This is a genomic window from Rhizobium sp. A22-96 (genome assembly GCF_053521805.1).
Genome location: NZ_JBNWDQ010000008.1, coordinates 196,148 through 221,285, shown reverse-complemented (window position 1 = coordinate 221,285; position 25,138 = coordinate 196,148). Strand labels below are relative to the sequence as shown.

Annotated in this window: 21 protein-coding genes; 8 read left to right on the top strand and 13 right to left on the bottom strand. The window is 58.8% G+C overall.

All coding sequences use genetic code 11. From position 1 onward, the window contains the following. Position 1 precedes the first annotated feature (1 nt). The 11 genes from uxuA to ACQZ6F_RS30525 form a co-directional block, all read right to left on the bottom strand. Positions 2-1,180 (bottom strand): mannonate dehydratase, encoded by a 1,179-nt coding sequence (gene uxuA / locus ACQZ6F_RS30575; RefSeq protein ID WP_449094956.1) that lies wholly within the window; start codon positions 1,178-1,180, stop codon positions 2-4. 4 nt (positions 1,181-1,184) lie between these two features. Further along, entirely contained in the window at positions 1,185-2,648 is a 1,464-nt protein-coding gene (locus ACQZ6F_RS30570) for a mannitol dehydrogenase family protein (RefSeq protein ID WP_449094955.1), read from the bottom strand. Between the two features lie 41 nt (positions 2,649-2,689). Then, positions 2,690-3,757, bottom strand: coding sequence for an ABC transporter ATP-binding protein (locus ACQZ6F_RS30565; protein ID WP_077470583.1), 1,068 nt, complete (start codon positions 3,755-3,757; stop codon positions 2,690-2,692). A gap of 4 nt (positions 3,758-3,761) precedes the next feature. Next, entirely contained in the window at positions 3,762-4,988 is a 1,227-nt protein-coding gene (locus ACQZ6F_RS30560) for a hypothetical protein (RefSeq protein WP_449094954.1), read from the bottom strand. A gap of 5 nt (positions 4,989-4,993) precedes the next feature. Continuing rightward, the gene (locus tag ACQZ6F_RS30555; RefSeq protein WP_449094953.1) at positions 4,994-5,887 is read right to left on the bottom strand and encodes a carbohydrate ABC transporter permease; all 894 of its coding nucleotides are present in this window, start codon (positions 5,885-5,887) and stop codon (positions 4,994-4,996) included. Further along, entirely contained in the window at positions 5,884-6,771 is an 888-nt protein-coding gene (locus ACQZ6F_RS30550; RefSeq protein ID WP_077470580.1) for a carbohydrate ABC transporter permease, read from the bottom strand. The genes ACQZ6F_RS30555 and ACQZ6F_RS30550 overlap by 4 nt, the downstream gene beginning before the upstream one ends. A gap of 117 nt (positions 6,772-6,888) precedes the next feature. Beyond that, positions 6,889-8,193 carry an ABC transporter substrate-binding protein gene (locus ACQZ6F_RS30545; protein WP_449094952.1) on the bottom strand — a complete coding sequence of 435 codons (1,305 nt, stop codon included), beginning with the start codon at positions 8,191-8,193 and terminating at the stop codon, positions 6,889-6,891. Positions 8,194-8,281: 88 nt separating this feature from the next. Beyond that, positions 8,282-9,544 carry a neutral/alkaline non-lysosomal ceramidase N-terminal domain-containing protein gene (locus tag ACQZ6F_RS30540; protein WP_449094951.1) on the bottom strand — a complete coding sequence of 421 codons (1,263 nt, stop codon included), beginning with the start codon at positions 9,542-9,544 and terminating at the stop codon, positions 8,282-8,284. Continuing rightward, positions 9,541-10,683, bottom strand: coding sequence for an N-acetylglucosamine-6-phosphate deacetylase (locus tag ACQZ6F_RS30535; RefSeq protein ID WP_449094950.1), 1,143 nt, complete (start codon positions 10,681-10,683; stop codon positions 9,541-9,543). The genes ACQZ6F_RS30540 and ACQZ6F_RS30535 overlap by 4 nt, the downstream gene beginning before the upstream one ends. Continuing rightward, positions 10,683-11,462, bottom strand: coding sequence for a sugar isomerase domain-containing protein (locus ACQZ6F_RS30530; RefSeq protein ID WP_449094949.1), 780 nt, complete (start codon positions 11,460-11,462; stop codon positions 10,683-10,685). Before ACQZ6F_RS30530 ends, ACQZ6F_RS30535 begins: the two co-directional genes overlap by 1 nt. Then, on the bottom strand, positions 11,455-12,153 hold the full coding sequence (locus ACQZ6F_RS30525; RefSeq protein ID WP_449095065.1) for a 6-phosphogluconolactonase: 699 nt from the start codon (positions 12,151-12,153) through the stop codon (positions 11,455-11,457). Before ACQZ6F_RS30525 ends, ACQZ6F_RS30530 begins: the two co-directional genes overlap by 8 nt. A gap of 301 nt (positions 12,154-12,454) precedes the next feature. On the opposite strand from ACQZ6F_RS30525, the gene ACQZ6F_RS30520 reads away from it, so the two are divergent. Next, positions 12,455-13,450 carry a LacI family DNA-binding transcriptional regulator gene (locus ACQZ6F_RS30520; RefSeq protein ID WP_449094948.1) on the top strand — a complete coding sequence of 332 codons (996 nt, stop codon included), beginning with the start codon at positions 12,455-12,457 and terminating at the stop codon, positions 13,448-13,450. 184 nt (positions 13,451-13,634) lie between these two features. Here the strand turns inward: ACQZ6F_RS30520 and ACQZ6F_RS30515 are convergent, their stop codons facing one another. Together ACQZ6F_RS30515 and ACQZ6F_RS30510 are read right to left on the bottom strand one after the other, a co-directional pair. Next, complete coding sequence (locus tag ACQZ6F_RS30515) at positions 13,635-14,480, bottom strand: lysozyme inhibitor LprI family protein (RefSeq protein WP_449094947.1); 846 nt, start codon at positions 14,478-14,480, stop codon at positions 13,635-13,637. A 254-nt stretch (positions 14,481-14,734) separates the two neighbouring features. Then, a complete protein-coding gene (locus ACQZ6F_RS30510; protein ID WP_068389693.1) occupies positions 14,735-15,793 on the bottom strand; it encodes a LacI family DNA-binding transcriptional regulator in 1,059 nt (352 codons plus the stop codon). Between the two features lie 230 nt (positions 15,794-16,023). Here ACQZ6F_RS30510 and ACQZ6F_RS30505 point away from each other — a divergent pair, with 230 nt between their 5' ends. From ACQZ6F_RS30505 to ACQZ6F_RS30475, 7 genes are all read left to right on the top strand, one after another. Continuing rightward, positions 16,024-17,013, top strand: a complete 990-nt coding sequence (locus ACQZ6F_RS30505; RefSeq protein WP_068389342.1) for an autoinducer 2 ABC transporter substrate-binding protein — start codon at positions 16,024-16,026, stop codon at positions 17,011-17,013. 90 nt (positions 17,014-17,103) lie between these two features. Then, entirely contained in the window at positions 17,104-18,618 is a 1,515-nt protein-coding gene (locus tag ACQZ6F_RS30500) for a sugar ABC transporter ATP-binding protein (protein ID WP_449094946.1), read from the top strand. After that, the gene (locus ACQZ6F_RS30495; protein WP_449094945.1) at positions 18,611-19,609 is read left to right on the top strand and encodes an ABC transporter permease; all 999 of its coding nucleotides are present in this window, start codon (positions 18,611-18,613) and stop codon (positions 19,607-19,609) included. Before ACQZ6F_RS30500 ends, ACQZ6F_RS30495 begins: the two co-directional genes overlap by 8 nt. Then, complete coding sequence (locus tag ACQZ6F_RS30490) at positions 19,609-20,604, top strand: ABC transporter permease (protein WP_449094944.1); 996 nt, start codon at positions 19,609-19,611, stop codon at positions 20,602-20,604. Before ACQZ6F_RS30495 ends, ACQZ6F_RS30490 begins: the two co-directional genes overlap by 1 nt. Before the next feature lie 5 nt (positions 20,605-20,609). After that, the gene (locus tag ACQZ6F_RS30485; protein WP_449094943.1) at positions 20,610-21,458 is read left to right on the top strand and encodes a sugar phosphate isomerase/epimerase family protein; all 849 of its coding nucleotides are present in this window, start codon (positions 20,610-20,612) and stop codon (positions 21,456-21,458) included. A 277-nt stretch (positions 21,459-21,735) separates the two neighbouring features. Next, positions 21,736-22,116 carry a pore-forming ESAT-6 family protein gene (locus ACQZ6F_RS30480; RefSeq protein WP_068389326.1) on the top strand — a complete coding sequence of 127 codons (381 nt, stop codon included), beginning with the start codon at positions 21,736-21,738 and terminating at the stop codon, positions 22,114-22,116. 541 nt (positions 22,117-22,657) lie between these two features. Beyond that, complete coding sequence (locus ACQZ6F_RS30475; RefSeq protein WP_449094942.1) at positions 22,658-25,078, top strand: glycosyltransferase family 39 protein; 2,421 nt, start codon at positions 22,658-22,660, stop codon at positions 25,076-25,078. Positions 25,079-25,138: the final 60 nt, after the last annotated feature.

Genomic DNA, 25,138 nt, shown 5'->3' with positions numbered 1-25,138 from the left:
TCTACCCTCTCAATGCATCGATGGTGCGCATGACCCCGCGCAGTTCGGCAAGGCCCTTGAGCCGGCCGATACAGGAATAGCCGGGATTCACCTGCTTGCCGATATCATCGACGATCGCATGGCCGTGGTCCGGCCGCATCGGTATTTCCCAGTCCTTCCTGCCTTCTGCCCGTCGCCGGCGCTCTTCGGCCATCAGTGCGTCGACCACGCCGATCATGTCGGTATCGCCTTCCAGATGTTCGGCCTCATGGAACGAGCCGTCGCCTTCCTTGGTGACGTTGCGCAGATGCGCGAAATGAATGTCCGGAGCAAATTCCTTTGCCATGGCGACCAGGTCGTTTGCGGGATTGGCGCCGTAGGAGCCGGTGCACAGGGTAATGCCGTTCGACGGCGAGCGAATGGTCGACAGCAAGGCACGCGCGTCGGATGCCATGCACATCACGCGCGGCAGACCGAACAGCGGGAAGGGGGGATCATCCGGATGGATCGCCATTCTGACGCCGGCTTCCTCGGCAACCGGCATGATTTCCGCCAGAAACTCAAACAGATTCTGCCGGAAGCCTTCGGTAGACAGCTCGCCGTAAACGTCCAGCATCCGGTTGAGGCTGTCGCGGTCATAGACGAATTCACGGGCCGGAACCCATTCGATCAGGTTGCGCTCCAGTCTGGCAAGATCGCTTTCGCTCATCGCCTTCAAGCGGGCCTGCGCCTTCTCGATACGGTCAGCCGGATGATCGGCCTCCGCCCCGGGACGCCGGAGGATGAACACATCATAGGCGCAAAACTCGACGACATCGAAACGCAGAGCAGTCCCGCCATGTGGCATTTCATAGTCCAGATCGGTTCTGGTCCAGTCGGTGATCGCCATGAAATTATAGCACACCGTCTGGATGCCCGCCTTGGCGACTGCCCGGATCGATGCCTTGTAGTTGTCGATCAGCTCGCGATAACGCCCGGCCCGTGTCTTGACATCCTCGTGCACGATGATGCTCTCGACAACCGACCACGTCAGACCGGCCGCCTCGATCATTGCCTTGCGCTTGAGGATTTCCTCCTCAGGCCACGCCCGCCCATCATTCAGCTGATGAAGCGCCGTGACGATGCCGGTGGCGCCTGCCTGCTTGACGTGAGAGAGCTTGACCGAGTCGTCCGGTCCGAACCAACGCCATGTCTGTTTCATCTATCTAAGCCTTGCCTGTCAGTTTCTGGAGGGCCTGTTTCGGGCCTATTGTTTGGATCGTTTTCAGCTGGTTGGCAACGAGCGGAATGAGCTTTGACCGCTCTTGCGCGGCCTTCGCAAAGCCTGTCGTGTCGAAGATGACCTCGACCCTTTGTGTGTGATCGGATGCATCGAAATCGATCTTCGCCAGTTGCGAGTCGAGCGGATCGGAGAACGCACGCTCTGTTGACCGTGCCTGAAGAGCGGCGATCCAGGCGGCAACAACGAACGACAGATACTCAGCGGACGCTCCGGCCGACAACCGCTCGCAAGCGGCTTCGATGATCCGCTGTGGCAGCTTCTGCGAACCGTCATTGGCGATCTGCGCCGTCAGATGATTCAGTGCGGTATTCGAAAACCGCGAAACGAGTTTCGTGGTATAGAGCTGCGGTTCAAGTCCCTTGTCTTGCGGAAGAGTGGGGATCAGCTCGCTCCACAATCCATCGATGAACTGTCTGACATCGACAGCGGCCATGGCGTCGGAGACGGTCTTGAGGCCAAGCAATTGCCCGATATAGGCAATGGCGGAGTGCGCACCGTTCAGCAGCCGCAGCTTTCTGATTTCGAACGGTGCGACATCTTCGACCATGGTGACGCCGAACCGCTCCCAATCGGGCCTGCCTTGCGGGAAACGATCCTCGATCACCCAATCGCTGAAGGGTTCGGTGACAACCGGCCACGCATCCGTCATGCCGATTGCATCTGCAATACGCGCTCTATCCTGCTCCATCGTCGATGGCACGATCCGATCGACCATGGTGGACGGGCAGGAGACTTCCCGAGCCACGAATTCCGCGAGTTCGCGGGAACGTTGCCCTGCGAATTCCGTCAGCAGGCGATGCAAGGTCTTGCCGTTGGCGGGGAGATTGTCGCAGCTGAGGACCGTGAAGGGCGCATCTCCTGCTGCCCGACGTCGCACCAGCGCCTCGACGATGAATCCGTAGATCGTGCGGGGATTTTCCGGATCGGACAGATCATTGCGAATGTCCGGATGATTGAGATCAAGATGGCCGTCGGCATTGCGCAGATAGGCCTTTTCCGTCACCGTCAGGGAGATGATGCGGATCGCCGGATCAACCATTACTGCAACCAAAGCCGCCGGATTTTCCGGTGCGACCAACAGGCCAAGGATCGAGCCGACCACATGCAGACGTTCCTCTGCTCCATTCCGTACGGCAAGCGTGTAAAGGCCGTCTTGAGGCTGAAGCGCATCGCGTGTCTGCGGGCTGCGCAAGGAGGCCGCGATGATGCCCCAGTCCCTCTGCCCGGCGGACAAGCATTGATCGACATACATTGCTTGGTGGGCGCGATGAAATGCGCCGACGCCCAGATGCACGATGCCGGGCGTCAAGGTGCTTCTGTCGAGGCCTGGTTGGCTGACTTTTGCCGGAAGCCGGCCGATTGTATCGTTTGCAAGGCGCGTGCCCATCTATCCTCCCGGTCCTCTATGCTGCCTGATTGCGCCGCCGATCAGGCGAAGCGCATACCGGTACCCGCATCGAAAAGATGACTGTTTGCCGGTTGCAGCTTCAGATGCAAGACATCGCCGACCCTGGTGGACATGCGCTCATGCAGCTGCGCCGACAGCTTTTGTCCGTCGACCGTACCCTGAATGAAAGTCTCGGATCCTGTCGGCTCGACATTGGAGACCATCATTGCGATGCCGTCGCCATCGGTCGAGATCGCCAGATGTTCCGGCCGGATGCCGTAGGTTACAGCGGTGCCGGGCGCGGCAGCCGCGGCACCGGCAAGAGGCAGGCGAACACCATTTTCGGTCACGACGGACGTGCGATCATCTGTGACCCTCGCCGAGAGAAAATTCATGGAGGGTGAGCCAATGAAGCTGGCAACAAAAGTATTGGCCGGCTTGTCGTAGAGGTCGAGGGGAGCCCCGACCTGTTCCACGATGCCATCGCGCATGACAACGATACGATCTGCCATGGTCATGGCCTCGATCTGGTCGTGGGTCACATAGACGGTTGTCGTCTTGATGCGGGCGTGAATATCCTTCAATTCGGCACGCATCTGCACGCGCAGCTTCGCATCCAGGTTGGATAATGGTTCATCGAAGAGGAAGACCTTGGGATTGCGGACGATGGCTCGGCCCATGGCGACACGTTGGCGCTGGCCGCCGGATAGTTGCTTGGGATAGCGCGTCAGGTAATCGGAAAGGCCGAGAATGCGTGCGGCATCGGCGACGCGCGAGGCGATCTCCTGCTTGGACTTTTTCGCCAGCTTCAGCGAGAAACCCATGTTCTCGGCGATCGTCATATGTGGATAAAGCGCATAGTTCTGGAACACCATGGCAATGTCACGGTTCTTCGGCTCGACATCGTTGATGACACGGCCGTCGATGCGGATCGTGCCGCCGCTGATCTCCTCAAGCCCGGCGAGCATGCGAAGCAGCGTGGACTTGCCGCAACCCGATGGGCCGACAAGTACGACAAAGGCACCGTCGGGCACCTCGACCGAAACGCCCTTGATGGTTTCGTGCGCGCCATAGGCCTTGCGGACGTTCTGGATTTCAACGGAAGCCATGGATCTATCCTGAGATTGGTTGATTTTGCAGCATCAGATGGTCGGCGGCGCGAATGGCAGCGAGCAGGCTGAGGCCGGTGTGATAGCCGGGATCGAGGTCGGGGGTGGCCGGAACGAAATCCACCGGCCCTTCCTTCGTCATGGTCTGGTAGGCAATCGGCGGCGTGCCACGCCAGTAATTTTCGAAGAAAGCCGCATGCGCCGTCTCCCATATGCGCAGGCTTGCCGCGCTGCCGGTGCGTTGGTGAACAAGTGCTGCGGCGCGGATCGCTTCCGGCAGTGACCACCAGGGGCAATAGGGACTTTGCGGCTCACCTGAGGCAATCGAAATCGCCGTTACGATACCCGGGCCAACGAAGCCCTTGTCGAAAGAGGAGATGAGAATGCGCTCCAGCGCCTCGATCAGCGCCGGATCGGCTTCGGCATCGAGGTAGTCAAGCGCAAAGCCAACGAATTCGATGCCATGGCCGGCGTTGCAATCATCCTCACCTGGCACATTGCGGAGCAAGCCGGTTGCCGCATCGAGATGCCGGTCGATGACATGGGAGATGAAACGGTCGGCATAGACAAGATGCGCCGTGTGGCCGAAGCGTTTCAGCATGCCGGCGGCGCCGAGCAGGATCATGCGCGGGCCGAAATCCTCTGCCTGCACGGCGAGACTGTCGAGCGAGAGCGGCCGGCGCTCATCCATCTGGAAGCGTCCTATCTCGGCCGATGCGACGACCCGGTCGAGATAGGCGAGATGGTCGGCGAGAGCAGGCAGGCGATAACGGCTGGCGGAAGCGACAAGCCCTTTGGCGACGAAAGCATCCGAGTAGGAATAGATCAGCTCCGGCTTCTGCTGGCCACGGACGCTGCCGGCAGCATCCGCATAGACCGGTGTCATATCGCGATCATAGCAAAAATAGGCGTGTTCATCTGGCTTCTGCAGGGCCGCCAGAAGGCCATAGAGTTGGCGACCAGCAGCATCCAGCTTTTCGGCAAGCGGCGGCAGCTCCCGTTCGAAGAATTCCGCATGGTCGACCAGCGCCTCCAACCCGCGACCCTGTATCCACCCGTAGGTGAAATCCGGGCCGCGGACGCCATCCTCGCGGTCGTAATTCTTCAACGTCAGGCTGTTCTGCTTGGTGTTGAGGAACCCGCCGCCGAGCGTCGGCCGCTGAAGCAGCCAGTAGAGCGTGCCGGCATTGGCCGCCACGTAGGTCCTGCGCGCCTCTTCGAGGAATTGCATCGACATCACTCCTTGAGCCCGGTGCTGGCGACGCCCTGCACGAAGTTGCGGCGAAGGATGACGAAGAGCAGAATGGATGGGATCAGAACTGTCGCGGAAGCAGCACTCAGACGCCCGAGATCGACGGTGAAGCCGGTCTGGAAGAGCGCCAGCCCCACCTCGATCGTGTAGCTGGACCGCGTTGTCGCGACGATCATCGGCCAGGCGAAGGCCGTCCAGGCCTGGAAGAAGGCGAGCACCGCGAGAGCGCCGAGCGCACCGCGCAATAGCGGCAGAACGATACGAAAAAAGATCCAGAATTCACCAGCGCCATCGATGCGCGCCGCCTCGAGAAGCTCGTCCGGGATCGAGTGGATAACGTTCTGGCGGATCAGGAAGATGCCGAAACTCATCACCAGATAACCGAGCAGCAGTCCCCAGACGGAATTCAGGATGCCGAGGCTCTTGGCCTGGAAATAGAGCGGGATCATATAGACTTCAAACGGCACGATGGCCGTCGCCAGAAACAGGGCAAAGAGGAGGCTCATCGTCCGGGAGCGAAACTTGCCGAACACGTAGCCCGCAATCGCCGAGGTAGCGACGATGGCGATGGTCGACATGACGGCGAAGGCGATGCTGTTGCCGATCCATCGCAGAAGCGGCGTCTCGCCGAGCACTGCCGAGAAATTCGCAAGCGTCGGGTCGTGCGGGATGATGGTCGGCGGCCAGGCAAGCATTTCCGCCGGCGTTTTGAAGGCATTCGCGACCAGAAAGAGCAGCGGCAGCAGCATGAGGATCGAGACGATCGCCAGGAAGATGTCGATCGCAAGGTTGGTCAGCCGCCGCTTGCGGCGCAGGCGCACGCCATCTGCCAGTTCTTCTGATGTGAGTTCGCTATCGCGCATGGTCTCGGCCCTCATGCCTTGCCCCTTTCCCGCAGCATCGAAAACTGGATGAGTGTCAGCCCCAGCACGATAACCAGAAGCACGACGGCTTCGGAGGCCGCGTAGCCGACGCGATAGTTACGGAAGCTGTTTTCCAGCATGTCTAGGACGAGCACGCGTACCTGCCGTCCGGGCGCACCCTGCGCATCGGAGGCCAGCACGAAGGCCTGGGCGTAGACGTTAAAGCCGGAGACCAGCGTCACAACCGAAACGTAGAGCGTAATCGGCTTCAGCATCGGGATGGAGAGATACCAGAAGCTTTGCGGACCCGAGGCGCCATCGAGCTTCGCCGCCTCATAGAGCGAAACTGGCAGATTCTTGAAGCCGACGATGTAGATCAGCACGGCATAGCCGAGCGCCTGCCACGAGCAGAGAACGATGATGCAGATGACCGATAGAACGGGGTCGAACAGCCAGTTCTGAGCCGGGATGCCAAAAAACTCCAGAAGCGCGTTGAGCGGCCCCAGGCGCGCGTCGAAAATCCATTTCCAGGCCATGGCCGCCGGCACCAGCGAGACGACATGCGGAATGAAGACGGCGGTTTCATAAAACCCGGCCATCCTTGAGCGCGTGCGGTGAAAGATCAGCGCTGCAATGACAAGCGCAGTCGGGATCGTCACTATAAGAACACCAAAGGCAATGATCGTCGTGTTGACCAGCGCGTCGAGGAAGAGATGGTCTCCCATCAACTCGCGAAAATTGGCAAGCCCGATGAAGGGCTTGTTCTTCGACAGGATATTCCACTGGTAAAGGCTGAGCCTCAACGTATCGACGATCGGATAAAGGCGGACATAGGCGAAGATCGCCAATGTCGGCAGGATCGCGAGGATCGCAAAGAGGAATCGTCTGCGCTTCAGCATTCGGTCATGGCCTGTAGACAAGTGGGTTCGGCCGCAGGGCGGATGGGAACCACTATCTTCGAGAATGCCCGGAACCATGATGTCCCGGGCGGTGGTGTCGGCAAGAGCGCAGGGCCCTTATTTTGCCAGCAGGCCTTCGCGATCGAGGATGGTGTTCACTTCGTCGCTGCTGCCCTTCAGGAAAGCGTCGATCTTGGCATCGTCGCCGGCGAGCGACGGATCACCAAAGGCAACGACGAGCTGGGCCGCGACGCGGGTCAGGATTTCCTCGATCGGGCCGATCGACGGCAGGGTGAAGAACTCATAGTTCTTCGGGTAGTCGACGAAAGCGGCAAAGGCCGGCTGTTTCGAGGTGACGCTTGAATAGTCGAGGCCGGCGCGGTTCGGCAGCCAGCCGACATTCTGAAGCAGCCAGACAAGATTGTCCGGAGAATTGGCAGCCTTGGCGAACTCCCAGCCGATGGCAGCATTGTCACCGGCGACATAGAGGTTTGTGGGAAGCGCGATCGAGCCCCTCGGCAGCGGCGCAGTCGCATATTTCAGGTCCGGCGCCTTCTTGGCGATATCGCCGATCACCCAGGATTCCCGCATGAACATGGCCGTCTGTCCGCGCTCGAAGGCGTCGGCATCGGCAGGCATTTCGGGCGTCACGGTCTTGGTGGTGAAGATGTTGGTCAGATACTGCTTCAGTGCCTTGCGGCCGGCTTCATTGGCGAAATCGGTCTTCCATTTGCCGTCACCGGCTGGAACCAGTATGGCGCCGCCAAATTGATGCAGGTTGAGCCAGAATTTTTCGGCAATGCCCTGGCCACCGCCGGAAAGGCGCAGGCTCCAGCCCGAGACAGTCGCCTTGCCCGAAGCATCACGCTTGGTGAGCTTCTCGGCATAGGTCGAGAACTCCTCCATGGTCTTCGGCGGCGCGGTGAGGCCGGCAGCCTTGAACATGTCGGTGTTATAGTAAAGCGCGCCCTGGCCGCGGAAAAGCGGCACGCCATAGACCGTACCGTCGTAGCTAGCGCTATCGATGAAGAACTTGTCGAAGTTCTTGCTGTCCTTGACGAAAGCCGAGATATCGTCCGGAGCCTTCGGAAGAAGGTCGTTTTCGAGGTAGCGGGTTGCCGTGGAGCCGGAAAGCTCGATGACGGTCACGCCTTCCTGACCGCCGCCAGTCAGTCCAAGGGCCACGCGCTTTTCATGCTCGCGCAGCGCAATAGCCTCGACCTTTACCTGCAAATCGGGATGAGACGCCTTCATGCCTTCCGCGACATGTTGGTAGAACGGCTCCATTTCCGGATAACCGCTCCACACGGTCAGGGTTTCGGCGGAGGCCGAGGCTATGCCGGAGAGAAGTGCGCCCGCAAATGCCGCACTCATAAGCAGAGCGCGCGTCGAGATCTTCAATTTCACTGATGCGTTTTTCACGTTTCTGTTCCCTTATTCTTGTTAGTAAAAAGCTCTCATGCAACCGGTTGCGTGTCAAGTATCGGATAGGCGTTGAGGAAGGTGCGGATCATGCGGCGAGATCCCCCTCAGTCGCCAATTTGATGGCGCAGGCGGCCAGCGCTTCGGCCGAACCCGGCGCGAATGTCATCGGTAGACCGTAATAGCGGTGGGCTTCGTCAACCTCGTAACCACCGTATGCGAACTCGCTGGCGGGCGGGATATAGCCGGGATTGTCATCGGCAAAACCAATGACAAAAGCGGGCTTTTTAGGCCCAAGCGCTGCACGGATCGCAAGCACAGTCTCGGTGAAGATCTCGCCAGGCAAGGCCACGATCGGTATGCCGCCCCAATTCAGCACCGTAACACGGGCGGCAAGCGGCGCTGGCGCGGTCGGCGCGATGTTCTTCGCCCAATCGGCCCAATAGCCAAGCAGGTTTTTACGAGCAGGCTCGGCGGTCAAAGCCTCATTGCGCCAGCGTTCTTCGAGGAGATCCAGCGCTTCGGTTTCGCGACGCTCAAAAGCGAGCATGACAGTGCCGTTACGGGCGGAGATATCGTCCGCAATCGGTACCTCGTCTGCGGTCAGCGCGGCCTCGGCGATCTTGCCACCGATGCGTTGGGCGGCTTCATAGCTTCGCTCGGGATCAGCGGCCAACGTGATCGAGGCATGCGCCGAGTGTCCGGTATTCGCGTCGCCGGCGCAGCCGGTCATGAACAGCGCGATCGCGCCGGGATAGGCTTCTTCCAGTGACCGGCGAACGAAATGCGGATAGTCCGCAGTCCAGAGCAGGTTGTCGGCGCCCAGCACCACCGGATGACAGGCATAGGCCGTCACCACGGCGATCATCGCCCCGTCTTCGCCGCGGATCCGCAAAAGCGTCAATGAGGTGTCAACCGGCCCGTCGGGGTGGCAACGGTTGCGCGCTATGTCCGGGTCGCTTCCCTGACTCACCACTATCCTTGCCGGCCGGCGTGCGGCCACTGCCTTGTCGATCGCCGCAACGCAGGCGTCCTCCAGCCGTTCGAGATAGGCCGGATCGGCTGTAAGGCTGAGCCTTCTCGCCATGGATACCGGCCCGCCGTGATTGTGAAGGGCTGCAACCACGATATTGTCGGCCGGCAGGGCGCAGCGTTGCCGTATCCTGGCACTCATGCCAGCATCGATGCCGATGACATCAGCCACGACCACCGCGGTGTCGCCGATCACCACCGCCCGCGCCGTCAATGGGTCATGCGCGCCCTTAGCCGGCAGGCTGCGGGCCGCAAAGCCGGACATCGAAAGCCCGGGCGTCGGTGTGATATCGATGATGGCGGCGCCGGCTTCGATCATTTGCAGAACACCCTTTCGCCACCGATCCAGGTCTCGCGAACCTTGATCTCGCGCTCGCCTTGCGACCACTCGAAACGAATGAGATCGGCCCGCGCACCCACTTCCAATCGCCCGCGCCCGCCAACAAAACGGCCGGGATTCTGCGTGGCAAGCACAAGGGCGTCGGTAAGGGGAATTCCGGCCATTTCCGCGGCAATCGCAACGTTGGCAGATAGCGGCAGGCTGGCTCCGGCGAGATAAGGCGTGCCGGCGACTCCGATGCGGCCTTGCGGAGAGACCTCGACGCTACCGCCGACCGGTTGCTGATAGAGCCCGGCCGGCATTCCCGCCAGTGCCACCATGTCCGAAACCAGGATGGCTCGTTCCATGCCCTTGGCGCGCAGCATGGTCTTGAAGGTATCGGCCGGCAGATGCCAGCCATCAGCGATAAAGCTTGCCGTCAACCGATCGTCGGCAAGCTGTGCCCAAATGACGTTCGGATGGCGCGGCAGCATCGATGCCGCGCCATTGCCGAGATGGGTGGAGAGCGTGGCGCCTGCTTCCGCCGCCGCGTGCACTTCTTCCGGCGTGGCCGCCGTATGGCCGAGGGCAACGAGCACGCCTCGCGCCGCAAGCCCCCGGATATATTCCATCGAACCGTCATGCTCGGGCGCGAGCGTCACCATGGAAACGAGGTTGCCGGAAGCCTCTTGCCAGCGTTCGAATTCCGCAATTGACGGCGGCCGGACATGTGCCAGAGGATGTGCACCACGTGGACCGTCCGTTTCGGAAATCGACGGGCCCTCGATATGGACGCCCGGCACCATTGCGGCAACCATTGGATGGTCAGCACGGCTCCTGGCAATTGCTTGCAATGCCCGGAGTATCGACGCTTCGGATGCGGTAATGACGGTCGGAAGCCAGGTCGTCACGCCGACGCTCAGGAGCTCTTCGCAGAGCGACAGCAGAATGTCCGGCGTCACCGCGCCGGCATTGAGGTCGAAGCCGCGGAAGCCATTGACCTGCAGATCGATCAGGCCGGCCGAAAGATAGGTGGTGGCGGTGGTTTCCGCCGGCCGGATGGCGGCGATCACCCCGTCGGCGATCTCGATCGCCATACCTTTGCCTGTGCGGGGATCGATGCCGTCGACAACAACCATCAGAGCGCCTTTACCCGTCCTTGGAAATTGGCAATGAAACGGCTGTTCGCTTCGTCGCCACCCGGTGCATTGCCACTTCGCCAGACGGGCGGCTCGATGCCGCGCTCGACAAGCTTGGCAACCGTGCGGATCACCAGACAGTTCAGCGCGAATGCGTTGGCGAAAGTCGAAATCGCCGCAATGTTTTCGCCCATGCCGGGAACACTGACAACGGCGTCGCCGATCGGCACCTTGCAGTCGATAGCGATGTCGACGATGTCGTGCAGGTTCTGCTTGGTCGGGTGGCGGGCCGGGTGATCCGGCGAGGTATTGGCGGCGTGCTCACGCGAACTGACGCCGATGAGAAAGGCGCCGCGATTGCGTGCTTCCAGCGCGGCATCGATCAGTGCTGCGTTGATGCCATAGGCGTTGACGAGAATTAGAAGATCATCCGCACCGATGCGTTGGTTGGCGATGACTACCTTGCCGTAACCCGGCGTGCGCTCGATGGCCATGGAACGCAACGCACCGTTGGAAAGAAGTGTACCCTCGTCGAGAACAGCACTGATATGCATCAGGCCGCCGGCACGGAAAAACACCTCCTGCGCGGCAAGGTTGGAATGGCCGCCGGGACCGAAAATATGGACCAGCCGGTCGGCTGCGATCTGGTCAGCAAGCTTAGCCGCCGCGAGATCCAGTGGTGCTTTTTCTTCCTCCAGAACCCGGCGCATCAGCGCCTGGGTGGCAGCGAAATAGCTTTCGCAAAGTGCGTCGGCATCGATGACAGTGTTCTCAGGCATCGGGATCGGAATCCTTGTCGATGTAAAGGGTGCAGGCAGGATGCGTGCGCAGGATGCTTGCCGGGCACTCCGTGCTCAGCGGCGCATGAAGCGTCTTGGACACCGCATCGCGCTTGATGGCGCCCGGCACGACGCAGAACAGACGGTCGGCGCGCATCAGCCTCGGTACGGTGAGCGTAATCGCATGATGCGGTACGGATCCTAGGTCAGGAAAGCAATCATCGTCCACCTGCTGCTGGCGGCAGATATCGTCCAGCTCGACGATCTTTACATCAGCCGGATCGTTGAAATCGGCAACCGGCGGATCATTGAAGGCGATGTGACCGTTGACGCCGATGCCAAGGCAGACAAAGTCGATCGGCGCCTGATCCAGCAAAGCAGCATAGCGCGCGACTTCCGCATCGGCATCCGGTTCCGGTGTTATCCGATGCACAGCGGCAAAGGGTAGCCGCGTGAAGACATGCGCATCGAGCCAGTTCGCGAAACGCGCCGGGGAGGAGGCGTCCAACCCGATATATTCGTCCATATGGAAGGCGGTGACGCGGCTCCAGTCGATACCGGATATGCGAGCGAGTACGCCAAGCATATCCGCCTGGCTGGGGGCGGCGGCGAAGACCATCCGCACATTCAGCTGGGTGGAAAGCCGCTCTGCAAGGGCCCTCGCGATATCCGCTGCTGCGGCAGCGCCCATATCGCTCCGCGTTGCAAAGCTTTCGACCACAAGCTGATCAAAGATGCGCCGCGAGTTCGGCGAGGGGCGAAGGACGGCGGCGAGAGTCAATGCTGTCTCCAGGTTCAGGCATGCGGAAACCTGCGGCGCGAGGCCATGCTTCCTGGCCACATCCGTTGCAGTTCCCCGTGTTCTTGTTGGCTAGAGACTTTCATGCAACCGGTTGCATGTCAAGTGGATGAATGGCAGTCTGTCTGCGTCGATTGATGAGGCTGTGAACTTTATGGTAAGCGGGTCCAGAACGGGCGAGTTTCAAGACACAATGATCAAGCGGACCAAGGGCGTCACGATTAGCCAAGTCGCGGATGCGGCCGGCGTGGCGCGTTCCAGCGTGTCACGCGCCTTTACCCGACCGGACATGCTCTCGCCGGAAACGGTGGAGCGGATCATGAAGGCGGCGGAAGCACTCGGTTATGTGCCGAACCATACCGCCCGCGCGCTCAGCACTGGGCGGCACGGCAATATCGGGCTCATCGTGCCTGACATCGCCAACCCTTTCTTCCCGCCGCTGATACAGGCGGCTCAACTCGAAGCCGATCGCTCGGATTTCTGCATCTTCCTCGGCAATACGGAGGAAAATCCCAAGCAGGAAGACAAGCTGGTCGGGCGTTTTGCCGGTCAGGTGGAGGGTCTCGTGCTCGCCTCCTCGCGCCTCACCGACGAACGCATTCGCGCGCACGCGGCCCAGTTGCCCCTGGTGCTCATCAATCGCGATATCGAGGGCATACCGCGCGTGCTGATCGACAGCGGCTCCGGCGTCCGCCAAGCCGTGGAGCACCTCGCAAAACTCGGCCACCGCAGGATCGTTTACGTGAGCGGCCCGTCGAACTCCTGGTCGAACAAGCAGCGACGCACGGCGATCCGCACCGCCGCTTCAAAATTCGGCATGGAAATCGAGATCGTACCGGCCGTGCTGGCGAGCTATAATTCCGGCCGCAATGCCGTCGGTGCGATCCTTGCATCCGGCGCGACCGCTGCAATCGCCTTCGACGACCTGACGGCACAGGGCGTTCTGGCCGGACTGTCGGAACAGAATGTCTCTGTGCCCGTGTCTTTCAGCCTGATCGGCTGTGACGACGTGCTCGGCGCCGTCACCTATCCGGGGCTTACCTCCGTGTCCAATCGCTCTAACGAAGCCGGCAAGCTGGCCGTCTCGTTGCTGCTGGAAATGCTGGACAACCGCAGCATCCGCGACGTCCGTTATGTGTTAGAGACCCATCTGGTGATCAGGGGCACGACAACCTCCGCCATTGGCTAGATCCGTTGTGCTTAGCCAGGCATACCGACAGATCGCGTGCCTGTCCGGTGCGCATGATCGCGGGCACAGGTTAAACCTCCTCTGACGAGCGCAAGCACGGTGAGCAGAGGAATTTCTTATCGATCTTGCCAGCAGGACTTCTCAGCTGATGATGCAGTCGCCTGCGCCGGCGGCGAACACCCTGCTATTGTGCCGGCGGATAGGTTGGGCTGGTCAGGCATTGGTCGAACCAGGTGGCATCGGCCTCCTCGAGAGGCCAGAGGCCTTCGACGTCAAGCTTGGGGAGATTCGGATTTGCCGATGAGAAGTGCTCATCCTTGTCAGGATTGAGCTTCCAGCTCGAATCTTCGCCTTTGTCGTTGCCGGCAGCGCAGATATCGCCGGACTGATCGCTGCACACGGCCGAAAGCTTCGCGGTATCGCCCTGGACGGTGCTGACCCCATAATATTCGTAGAGGGACCACGTGGCCCATTCCGTCTGTGCACTGCAGAGCCGGTCCCTGTTTTGAACATGCATGGCGCCGTAGCACTGATAGGAGAAACTCGTCATGCTCTTGTCGTTCGGAATAAATTCGCAGCCGGCGTCAAATCCGGAAAAGGTGCCGCCGCTGTATTTTGCCAGGAAGCGGCGCTGCGCTGCGGCCTCTGCCACAAATCCCTTGTCCGAACGATCGTTGAGGCGGCTGGTCCGATCGGTAATCGCCTTTCGCAGCTCGCTGATCGGCAATGGCTTGCCTTGAGAATCTTCACCCAAAGTAGCGTTGCGCGCTGCGATCCATCGGCGCTGACTACTGATGAGCATTGCCCGGACATCCGCATCCGGCGCTGTCTTCAGAAGCGCATTATAGGCCTGCCCCATTGCCGCATCGGCCGCCTTGAGACTTGCATTGCCGCATATCCTCACGTCGATGGGATCGGTTGCCTTGCTGCAATCGATGGCCCAAGCCGGCGTCGTGGCACCTATCGCGAGGAGTGTTAGCAACACCGTCATCACACGGTTAAGCTTGGCTTTGGATCGATTGGCGAACATGAAACTATCTGCTCCGTGATTTCTGCAGTCCACACGAATCATGCCCGACCGTGAGGCTGAGGACTCGATCGCGCGCATGCGTCCCGACTCTCGAATGAGCCGGTTGTAGACGCTTTCCTAACTTGGAACGAGCGTGCATTTGTTATGGATGATTTCATGGAGGTTCGAACACCGTCAGGCAATGTGACGGGCCTGCACTTCGTCACGCTGCTGCATTCACGCCTGGATCGATCGCTGGGAAATGGTCGCCGCTTTCAAACGATGTCTTTCAGGCCATCCAACGGTCCGGACAACGCCGTGCGGGGCGCAACGAGTTCCGGACGAAGAAAATACACCTTCGGTGTCGACAATGGTTCCTTGATGAGTTCGAACGCCTTGGTGATCATGCCTTCGACGTCCTGCCGTATCATCAGCACCGGGAAGGGCAGAAAAGACGCGAACGGATCATAGTCAAAGCAGCCGACGACCAGATCGGCGAAAAGCTCGCGCGGATGGTTTGACATGAATCGCAAAAGTCCCTCGAAATTGATGGACGAATTGACGAACAATGCGCGGGGCAAGCGTTGCCGCTCGTTGAAGAATTTCTCGAATGCGACGCGCGCCGTGTTTGGCGAGTAGTTCGTCGGCTGAATTGACGCTTCGAAATCGCTTCCAAGCAGCTCACGCTTGACGTCTCTGAAGCCTCGGATGCGCTCGCGGCTGGCTTCGTCGTTTCGGCCACCAAACAGAAACAGCTCATCCGAGCTCAAGGGGTTGTCGGCGGGAAATTGCCGAATAATCGCTTCCGTAAGGATGCGGCTACCTTCGTAGTTGTCGCTGACGACCGAATGCACCTTGGTTCCCGGCAAGTCGATGTTTATGTGCTTCAATCCGGCTGCCTCGCATATTTCATGCACGCTGTCCGGATCGGTCGCTCCGCAGATGAAAAGCTCGTCAATCGAGTAGGAAACAAGGGTTTCGGCGGTCTGTCGCTCCTCTTCCGGATCACGGCTTGAGCTTACGACGATCGGGCACTGCCCTCTCTTGCGTACATGCGCCTCGAATGTCTGCGCCATCGAAGAAAAATATCGGTTGTCATGGACCGGCAGCATCAGCCCGATAAGGCCGGAACGGGAACTGCGAAGACCTCTTGCTTGCTGGTTCGTCGTATATTGCTGCTCCTCCGCCAGATTGCGTATCAGATCCGCGGTGCTTTCCTTGATCCGGCGCTTGCGCCAGGTGCCGTTCAAAACCGCACTCACGGTGGACGCCGAACTGCCCGATAGGACCGAAAGGTCGTAGATCGTCGCCTTTTTCCTGCTGTCTTTCTTCATGCGCATCTCCTTGAATTCTTCTTAGCCTTCAAACCCCCTTGACGGAAAGGCAATTATGATCGATGTTTTCTGCACCATCGATTGTGCACACAAGAAATATCGATTGTGCATGTGATGGGTTGTTCAATAAAGGTGATCGCCGGGAGCGAGCGTCGCAGGCCATTTCACGCCCTGGAGGAGGGCGCCTGACGAGGTTGATTTTCCTGGTCAACAACAGTGGAGGAGAAATCATGAAGATATTCGCTTTGGCTGCGCTTGCAGCAACGCTTTCGCTTGGCACCGCCATGTCAGCCTATGCTGCCGACACCGGAAAAGTTGGCGTCGTCGTCAAGATCGGCGGCATCCCGTGGTTCAACGCCATGGAAGCCGGCATCAAGGAGCAGGGCAAGAAACTCGGTGTCGATGCATCGATGATCGGCCCGACAAGTGCCGACCCGGCGCTTCAGGTGCGCGCGATCGAGGATCTCATCGCGCAAGGCGTCAAGGTGATCGGCGTCGTCCCGAATGATGCCAAGGTGCTCGAACCGGTTCTGAGCAAGGCGAGGGAAAAGGGCATCATTGTCATCACCCATGAATCGCCGAGCCAGAAGGGTGCCGACTGGGATTTCGAGCTGGCCTCCTCGACCGGCTTCGGTGAAGCCTATGGCAAGCTGCTGGCCGAGAAGATGGGCGGCAAGGGCGAATATGCCGTGTTCGTCGGTTCGCTGACGGTGCCGCTCCACAATGCCTGGGCCGATGCTGCCATCGCTTACCTGAAGAAGAACTATCCCGACATGAAGCTCGTTGGCGACCGCTACGGCGTTGCCGAGGATGTCGACAAGAGCCGCAGCACCGCGCTCGACCTGATTTCCGCGCATCCCGATATCAAGGGCTTCCTTGCCTTCGGAAGCCAGGGACCGATCGGCGCCGGCCGTGCCGTCGAGGAACGCCGCAAGATCGGCAAGATCTTCGTGCTTGGACCTTTCTCTCCGGGCCAGGGTCAGAAGCTGCTTAAGTCCGATGCCATATCGGGCGGGTTCATGTGGAATCCCAAGCAGGCCGGTGAAGTCTTCGTGACGCTCGCGCAGAAGCTGATGAAGGGTGAAGAGATCAAGGATGGCGAAACCATCGAAGGTCTCGGCGTGATCCATCCTGACTTCAAGAACCACAATATCATTGTCGATCAGCTGGTTCAGATCAACAAAGAGACCGTGGGCGACTTGGCCGCAATGGGCCTTTAATTCCGGGACGATTTCCTCCCGGCAGGCTGGGCTGGCTTCGGCTGGCCCGGCCAGTTCACGAATCAAATTTGCATCGAACGGATTATCTGGATGTCTCAGATCGATAGCACGATTGCGAGCGGCAAGCCGCTGCTCTCGCTGCGCGACATCAATATCACCTTCGGTGGCGTCAAGGCTCTGAAGAACGTGGCCTTCGAGGTGCGCCCGGGCGAGGTTCATTGTCTCGCTGGCGAAAACGGCTCCGGCAAGAGCACTCTGATCAAGATCATCACGGGTGTCTATCAGCCAGCGCCAGGCGCCGTCATCGAATATGACGGTCAGGTCTATGGCCACATGTCGCCGGTTACCGCGCAGGCCAAGGGAATTCAGGTGATCTGGCAGGATCTTGCCTTGTTTCCCGAGATGAGCGTTGCGGAAAATATCGCGTTTCAGACCGTGCTTGGCCGCTGGCCGCGCCTCGTCGATTACCGTCAGATGCGACGGCTGGCGGTCAATGCGCTCAACCGGCTGGGTGTCACGCTTGATGTCGATCTGCCCCTCAAGGAGTTTGCGATCGCTCAACGGCAGATCGTCGCTATCGCCCGTGCTTTGGTTGGCGAAGCGAAGATCGTCTTCATGGACGAGCCGACGGCATCGCTCACGCAATCGGAAACCGACCATCTTCTTCAGATCGTGCGCAATCTTTCCGCCTCCGGCGTGGCCGTCGTCTTCGTCAGCCATCGGCTTGCGGAGGTGCTAGACATATCGAGCAGGCTGACCGTGCTGCGAGATGGCGCTCTGGTCGGCGTCTATCCGACCGCGGGCATGACGCAGTCGCGCATTACCGAATTGATGACAGGCAAGACGTTCGACAATCAGGTGCGCGCCACGCCAAAGGATCAGCAGCCCGTTGTCCTCGATGTCAAGGCGCTCAGCCGGCGCGGCCAGTTCGACGATATTTCCCTGACGGTGCGGCGCGGCGAGACACTCGGCATCACCGGCCTGCTCGGGGCCGGGCGAACGGAATTCGCTCTGGCGCTATTCGGCATGGCGAAACCGGATTCCGGAACGATCACGCTGGATGGCAAGCCTGTAGAATTTTCGTCCAATCGCGACGCGATAAAGGCCGGCATTGCCTATCTCTCGGAGGATCGCCTGTCGCTTGGGCTCATCCAGCCGCAATCGATCGCCGATAATCTGGTGATTTCGTCCTTACGCAAAATTCTTGCCGGCGGCTTTCTATCCGATGCAAAGAAGGAGAGCCTCGTCAGCCACTGGATCCAAGAACTCGGGGTCAAGATCGGCCGGCAGCAGGATGCGATCTCGACATTGTCAGGCGGCAATCAGCAACGTGTTGCCATCGCCAAATGGCTGGCGACCGATCCGAAGCTTCTGATCCTTGATGCGCCAACGGTCGGCGTCGACGTCGGGGCACGCGCAGGCATCTTCGACATCGTCGCCGAACTTGCCAAGAGCGGTCTCGCGATCATCCTGATTTCCGACGAGGTGCCGGAAGTTTACTTCAATGCGGATCGCGTTCTGCACATGGCACAGGGCCGGATCGTCGGCTCCTTCGATCCACGGCAATGCTCCCTTCACGATATCGAGGCTGCCGTCTATGCGTAATTTCATCAGCACCCACGCGACGGAAAGCTCCCTGCTGGCGGTGACCATCGTCATCTGCGTGTTCCTATCCTTCGCAACCGACACTTTCTTCTCGCTCGGCAACAGCTTCGACCTGCTGAACACCAGTGCAGTCAACATCATCTTCGCGGTCGGCCTCCTCGTGGTCCTGATTGCCGGCGGGATCGATATCTCCTTTGCAGTCGCCGCCTCCGTCGTCCAATATCTGACCGTGATCGCGCTCGGCTGGATCGGCGGGGGAGGTTGGGTTTCGGGCCTGCTGATCGCGGCATCGATCGGCATCCTGCTCGGAGCGATCAACGCCTTTCTCATTCACCGCTTTCGCATCATTTCCATCGTTGCGACGATCTCGACCTTCAACATCTATTTCGGGCTCCTGATGTTCTTCACCAAGGGCGTTTCGATCTATGATCTGCCGGATTGGTTGACGACCAAGGTGGTCCTGTTCGAGCATGAAATGCCTGACGGCGGCTGGATCGAAATCACGCTTCCGGTCCTCGTCATGGTGGCGTGCGTCGTCGCCACCTGGATACTCATCACCCGCACCACAATCGGTCGGCAACTCTATGCCTTTGGCGACAATCCGGAAGGCGCACGCCGTTTCGGCATCAATATCGGCGCCATGCAGTTCATCGCATTCGGATGGCTGGGATTAATGGCCGGGATCGGTGGCCTCGTACAGGCGCACTATGCCCAGGAGGTCGTTCCGAACGCGCTCTATGGCCGCGAGCTCGATGTTCTCGCGGCGGTCGTCCTTGGCGGCGCACGCCTCGGCGGCGGCAAGGGATCGGTGTTCGGCTGCGTTCTCGGCGTGCTGCTGATTTCCATCACGCAGAACGGGCTCAACCTGATGGGTGTCTCGCCCTTCGCCTTCAAGATGATCATCGGCGCCATCATTCTGGTTGCCATCACGCTGTCGAATACGCGGATCGAGCGCCTCATGCCGTTCATGCGCAAAGAAGGAGACGTGTGATGACCGCATTCGTGCAGAGTTTCCAAAAGCGCATTGGCGCCGAAATGGCCGGACCGTCGCTCGCCTTCCTTGCGGTCATGCTGTTCTTCGGGATCGCGTCGCCGCAATTCCTGAGTGCTGCGACCTTCGGCTCGGTTGCCTTTCAGCTACCGGAGCTTGGTCTGCTGACGCTTGCCATGCTGCTGCCCATCCTGACAGGCGGGCTCAATCTCGCTATTACCTTTACCGCAAACATCGCTGGCCTGACCGTCGCCTGGGTCCTGCAGGCAAACGGCGGGGCTGATGCCGGCCCGCTTGCTTTCGCGCTCGGTTGCCTGCTGGCGGTCGCGGTGGGAACGGCCAGCGGCGTGGTGATGGGCTTCGTCGTCGCCTATACCCGCGCCCACCCGATCCTCGTCTCCCTGTCGATGATGATCTTCCTGCGCGGTCTTGGCGAATTCCTGACGCGCGGCGGCGACGTCTCGGGCTTTCCGGCCTTCATCCAGCCTCTCGGCCAAGGAACGCTGCTCGGTGTACCCGTCCCGCTTATCGTTTTCATTGTCTGCGTGGTGCTGTGGCATCTGTTGCTGACGCGCACGAAGCTTGGCTTCAACACCTACATGATCGGCTCGAATATCGAAGCCGCCCGCTATTCCGGCGTCAATACGCGCAAGGTCGTGGTGCTCGTCTACGCCCTGTCGGGTGCCATGTGCGCGATTGCAGGCATCATCATGCTGGCCCGCTTCAACTCCGTTCGCGTCGGCCACGGCGAATCCTATCTGCTGATCACGGTGCTTGCCTGCTTCCTCGGCGGCATCAACCCATTCGGCGGCTTTGGGCGTGTCATACCGGTGTTCGTGGCGCTCGTCGTCCTGCAGCTCCTGTCATCGGGCTTGAACCTGATGGGTGCCAATCAGCATCTTGCGACGGCGGTTTGGGGCCTGCTCCTCGTCGGCGTGATGATCCTGCGCTGGGTCGCATCGCACTACAAATTCCCCACCAATAGAAAAGGATGAAAGCTATGGAAGGCTTTGGTGTTCACACCAGCATGTGGACGATGAACTGGGACCGGTCAGGCGCGGAGCGGGCCGTGGCCGCCGCTGTCAAATACAAGGTCGACTTCATCGAAATCCCGATGCTCAATCCTCCGGCTGTCGACACGGCTCATACGAAAGCATTGCTTGAAAAACACAAGCTGCGGGCAGTCTGCTCCCTGGGCCTTCCCGAACCCGCCTGGGCATCGGTCCGCCCGGAGGCTGCTATCGAGCATCTGACCGTCGCAATCGACAAGACCGCAGAGCTCGGCGGCGAGGCGCTCTCCGGCGTCATCTATGGCGGTATCGGGGAGCGCACCGGCGTTCCTCCGACGCAAAAGGAATATGACAATGTAGCCCGGGTTCTGACGGCTGCTGCCAAGCATGCCAAGGGTCAGGGCATCGAGCTTGGGGTCGAGGCGGTCAACCGCTACGAAAACCATCTGATCAACACCGGCTGGCAGGCGGTCGAGATGATCGAGCGCGTCGGCGCCGACAATGTCTTCGTTCACCTCGATACCTATCACATGAACATCGAGGAGAAGGGCGCCGCCAACGGCATTCTGGCAGCGCGCGACCACCTCAAATACATCCACTTGTCGGAGAGCGATCGCGGCACGCCTGGTTACGGCACCTGCGACTGGGATGAAATCTTCGCGACCCTTGCGGCGATCGGCTTCAAGGGCGGGCTTGCGATGGAAAGCTTCATCAACATGCCGCCGGAGCTGGCCTACGGATTGTCGGTCTGGCGGCCGGTCGCCAAGGACGAAGAAGAGGTCATGGGCAACGGCCTGCCATTCCTGCGCAACAAGGCGCGGCAGTATGGCCTGATATAGGGTCATCGACTGAATAGACCCGTGTGATTGCCTTGGGCTGGAGGATTATCCAGCCCAATTGCATTGAACGCTCCTGCCCGCGATGGCGCAGGGCGCCGAATGTCTCGGATGATCCGCGTCGCCCTGGCTTCTACGCCGCGCGACTTCGAAGACGAAGCGGATTAAACGCAAGCGACCCATGGTTTTCTTGAAAGACGACTATCGAAATGTTTCTGAGTATTGCCTTGTGCGCGATTGAGGATACATCGCACCATGTGGAAACAATCGGGAGTTTTATATGAGGAAAATTATCCTAACAAGCATCGCAGCTCTGGCATTCGCCGCACCGGCCTTTGCGCAGGCAACAACCGATCAGATGGAAATGGCTTACAATTCGGCTCGCAATCAGCTTGGCATCCTGAAATATTGCCAGACCTCGGGCCACATAGACGGCGCAGCCGTTGATGTGCAGCAGAAAATGCTCACCCTCATCCCGCCGCCGTCAGACAAGGCAAAGGGAGATGCCGCGGAAGAAGAGGGCCAGAAAGGCACGATTTCCGCGATGGGCATCACTCAGAATCTTGCAGCCTCTGCAAAGGCGCAGAACGTCACCGAGAAGCAGTTCTGCGAAACCATTGCAAATGCGGTGGTGCAGGCCGGGGCACAGCTGCCGAAGTAACCAAGCTGGTCGTGGCGGCGAAAGCCGCCACATTTCCTCAGCCGTCTGTGAGGCCAGATTGTCTATGGCACTCCGCCGCCAAACCACTCAAAAACTACGAGAACTTTTTGCCGCACCTTCGGAAGATATGTCGGTTGAGGAATTCGAAACGCCGGCAGTGCAGGTAGGATATCCGGCCATCACGACCCCAATCGCGCCTCCCGGACCTGAGGTCACATGCGGGAATAGCGATCATCAACTTTAATCAACACCTTCACAGACCGTCGGAATCCTGCGATAGGCCCTACGTTGGGAATACAATGTGGGGCTGAATATGTTGGGATATAGGTACCACCCGCCAAAAAATCAGGTGGTTCTTTCGATTGCGCTGTCCGCGATTCTGCTGACAATTGCTCTATTATTCCCCCGGGTCGTCAACGAAGTCAGGCAATTCGATAGCAAACCCGTAGGCAGTTACGCTGTACAGGTTGCTGACGGCGCGGCGCCAGTGTCATTGGGTGACTTGAGCATACGAGGCAGGGGCACATATTTTCGTGCGAGCATGGATTTTACAGCCCTGCGAGATGGCTTCTATCCCAACATAATGCAGACCGATGATGGAAATTCCGGCGTCAGGATCGAATTGGCGGGAAAAGACCTGATGGTCATGGCTGGAAAGGGCAATGGCCAGAATTTCTTGATACCGCTGGGAGAAATAGAGTTCGGGAAAGAGTATCATCTGGAAATAGAGGCCCTGGATCGCAGCTACGTCTTCGCAAAGCTCGGAAACCATCCCTGGCAATCGATAGTGGATTCTTCCGTCCGCCTGCCTGGCGCGAACTTCCGTGTCGGCGATGGTCACGTTCAGACCCGGCGCTGGCAAGGAAATATTTCGAACTTTAAAATGCAGGTGGACAGCACGCTGTCATGGCGCTTCGGAATTGGCATTGTCCTGGCCCTGGTCCTGCTTCTCGCATTTCCGCTGGCCTTGATCTTCCGAGCCCACAGGCAACTGATCCTAACGGCAATCAGGCTGACAGTGGAAGGCGCCGTACAGCGAGGGCCCACGCTTCGCCTGCCATCTATTCCTTCGACTTTCCCGCTCGCCTGGCTGTCGTTGGCTCCCATAGGCGTCACCGCACTCTACGCCGCCTCCTACGCCTTTGTTTACTTCCCAATCACTGAGGGCTGGTTTCACGTTTATGTCGACGCCTTTAAGCGTAACATCTTTATGTATAGAGACGTTAACTTACTGATCCCGCCCATTTATCCAATGACGCTGATTGTGTTTGACAGGATATTTGGCGACGGATTTTGGGCGCTCAGGCTTCTCGGCATCGTTGTGATTGCAGCCATTGCCGTTACAACTTTTGACTTGCTCCGCTTTATTTTTGACCGTTGGGTATCGGCTTTCGCCGCAATTGTTGCGGCAATTTATTATCAATTCGGCAATGCCTATATCGGATATGACTTCACTCAATTTGCTACGCTTTACATGCTTCTAGGGTGCCTAGGCGTTGTAAGATATGCTCGATCCGGCAATGCAATCTTTCTATTTGCATCCGGATTTTTTCTAGCCATCGCTACCCTTTCCAAACAGTCCAATGCTGGCATTGTTAGTATCGGTATGACCTTCGTTGCGTTATTCGCAATTTATTACGTTTCAAAGACATCAATACTGAAGCACTCGATATTATTCTTCTCCGGTGCACTGGCTCCGCTTATCGCCGTTTTGATATGGCTTGCCCGAAACGAAGCACTTTTTGCCTTTCTCGACCAAACGGCATTTCATGCCGCTTCCGCGAAGGGCAATTCAGCGATTGCCTCGGGTTGGATAAGGCAGCTTTTCTTCCAGGCTGACTTCGCCGGTGCCAATCTTGCCGCCGCTATTTTTGTTGCAAGGACCGTCATTTCAGCATTGATTCTTGTTCTTTGCTTCTCTGCTGCGAAATCAGCTTTTGTTGCAGTAAACTCTCGATCCAAACATCCGGCCAAAGTCTTCGCTCACTCCTTCCTTGGCGCAGCATCCTCGCAGCCTCGTAATTGGAATCCACGCGCGGTCGCATCTATATTAGGATTTATACTGATAAGCTTGACCGTTATTGCCCATAGGCTCAAAATAGAGTTCGAAATTCCTTTAGTCAGCCTACCAAAAAGCTATGAGCTGAATTTTCTCTTCATAGTCATCGCCTTCAATGTCTATTGTATCGGAATAATCGTCGCTCTTATAAGGATTAGGCGAAGGCATATCACGCGGACATTGTCACTGTTGATAGTGAGTGCTTTTGGCCTTCTATTGATGATCGGCAATGGAACATCGGCTGGCCTGTCAGAAATAAGTGCGTTTCTCGGAATCGGCATACTCATCGCATCGGGAATGTCCGTAACATCACGATCTGCGATAATGCCTATATTCGTGATGTTGCTTGCTGTTCATGCCTGCGGAGCGTTTGCCGCAACCAAATTCGCCAATCCATATAGTTGGTGGGGAATAAGCACTGGAGAAATAGGAGCGAGCACCTGCTCGCCCATGTCCGGCCGATTGAGTGGCCTGTGTATCGACGAACATAATGCGACCGGAATTGCCGCGACCGTTGCCGCCGTGTCCTCATCGACCACGCCTTCAGGTGAGGTGCTGGGCTTTCCCAATATCCCGATCTTCACGCTGCTGGCAGATAGAAAGCCGTTTGGCCGTTCACCGATACCATGGTTCGATTTCATGAGTCAGGACGAGGGGCGGCTGCTTCTGAAGCAGCTACAGGAAACTCCGCCTGAGGCTATAGTCGTCGCCAGGGTCCCGGACTTTGCCTACGATAGCCATGAGCAGCTGTTCAATGCGGGCGCACCGGGCGTGCATCGCCAGATTCTACAATATATTGATGAGCTTTGGAAACAGCATCAGATCGATCTGGTGACCGAAAACGTCATCGATGGCGTCAACGTTCAGGTATTCCGATACGCACACGGCGCTCAAGGGCGCTGATGGTTCCTCCGAACCCACAAACAAACGTCCACGAAGCAGCGGCAAGTTAAGCACGCTGCC

Excerpts from the sequence above, each read along its gene's own strand:
- uxuA (WP_449094956.1), bottom strand. The coding sequence starts at position 1,180 with ATGAAACAGACATGGCGTTGGTTCGGACCGGACGACTCGGTCAAGCTC.
- ACQZ6F_RS30570 (WP_449094955.1), bottom strand. The coding sequence starts at position 2,648 with ATGGGCACGCGCCTTGCAAACGATACAATCGGCCGGCTTCCGGCAAAA.
- ACQZ6F_RS30565 (WP_077470583.1), bottom strand. The coding sequence starts at position 3,757 with ATGGCTTCCGTTGAAATCCAGAACGTCCGCAAGGCCTATGGCGCGCAC.
- ACQZ6F_RS30560 (WP_449094954.1), bottom strand. The coding sequence starts at position 4,988 with ATGCAATTCCTCGAAGAGGCGCGCAGGACCTACGTGGCGGCCAATGCC.
- ACQZ6F_RS30555 (WP_449094953.1), bottom strand. The coding sequence starts at position 5,887 with ATGAGGGCCGAGACCATGCGCGATAGCGAACTCACATCAGAAGAACTG.
- ACQZ6F_RS30550 (WP_077470580.1), bottom strand. The coding sequence starts at position 6,771 with ATGCTGAAGCGCAGACGATTCCTCTTTGCGATCCTCGCGATCCTGCCG.
- ACQZ6F_RS30540 (WP_449094951.1), bottom strand. The coding sequence starts at position 9,544 with ATGATCGAAGCCGGCGCCGCCATCATCGATATCACACCGACGCCCGGG.
- ACQZ6F_RS30535 (WP_449094950.1), bottom strand. The coding sequence starts at position 10,683 with ATGGTTGTTGTCGACGGCATCGATCCCCGCACAGGCAAAGGTATGGCG.
- ACQZ6F_RS30530 (WP_449094949.1), bottom strand. The coding sequence starts at position 11,462 with ATGCCTGAGAACACTGTCATCGATGCCGACGCACTTTGCGAAAGCTAT.
- ACQZ6F_RS30525 (WP_449095065.1), bottom strand. The coding sequence starts at position 12,153 with ATGGGCGCTGCCGCAGCAGCGGATATCGCGAGGGCCCTTGCAGAGCGG.
- ACQZ6F_RS30520 (WP_449094948.1), top strand. The coding sequence starts at position 12,455 with ATGATCAAGCGGACCAAGGGCGTCACGATTAGCCAAGTCGCGGATGCG.
- ACQZ6F_RS30515 (WP_449094947.1), bottom strand. The coding sequence starts at position 14,480 with ATGTTCGCCAATCGATCCAAAGCCAAGCTTAACCGTGTGATGACGGTG.
- ACQZ6F_RS30510 (WP_068389693.1), bottom strand. The coding sequence starts at position 15,793 with ATGAAGAAAGACAGCAGGAAAAAGGCGACGATCTACGACCTTTCGGTC.
- ACQZ6F_RS30505 (WP_068389342.1), top strand. The coding sequence starts at position 16,024 with ATGAAGATATTCGCTTTGGCTGCGCTTGCAGCAACGCTTTCGCTTGGC.
- ACQZ6F_RS30500 (WP_449094946.1), top strand. The coding sequence starts at position 17,104 with ATGTCTCAGATCGATAGCACGATTGCGAGCGGCAAGCCGCTGCTCTCG.
- ACQZ6F_RS30495 (WP_449094945.1), top strand. The coding sequence starts at position 18,611 with ATGCGTAATTTCATCAGCACCCACGCGACGGAAAGCTCCCTGCTGGCG.
- ACQZ6F_RS30490 (WP_449094944.1), top strand. The coding sequence starts at position 19,609 with ATGACCGCATTCGTGCAGAGTTTCCAAAAGCGCATTGGCGCCGAAATG.
- ACQZ6F_RS30485 (WP_449094943.1), top strand. The coding sequence starts at position 20,610 with ATGGAAGGCTTTGGTGTTCACACCAGCATGTGGACGATGAACTGGGAC.
- ACQZ6F_RS30480 (WP_068389326.1), top strand. The coding sequence starts at position 21,736 with ATGAGGAAAATTATCCTAACAAGCATCGCAGCTCTGGCATTCGCCGCA.
- ACQZ6F_RS30475 (WP_449094942.1), top strand. The coding sequence starts at position 22,658 with ATGGATTTTACAGCCCTGCGAGATGGCTTCTATCCCAACATAATGCAG.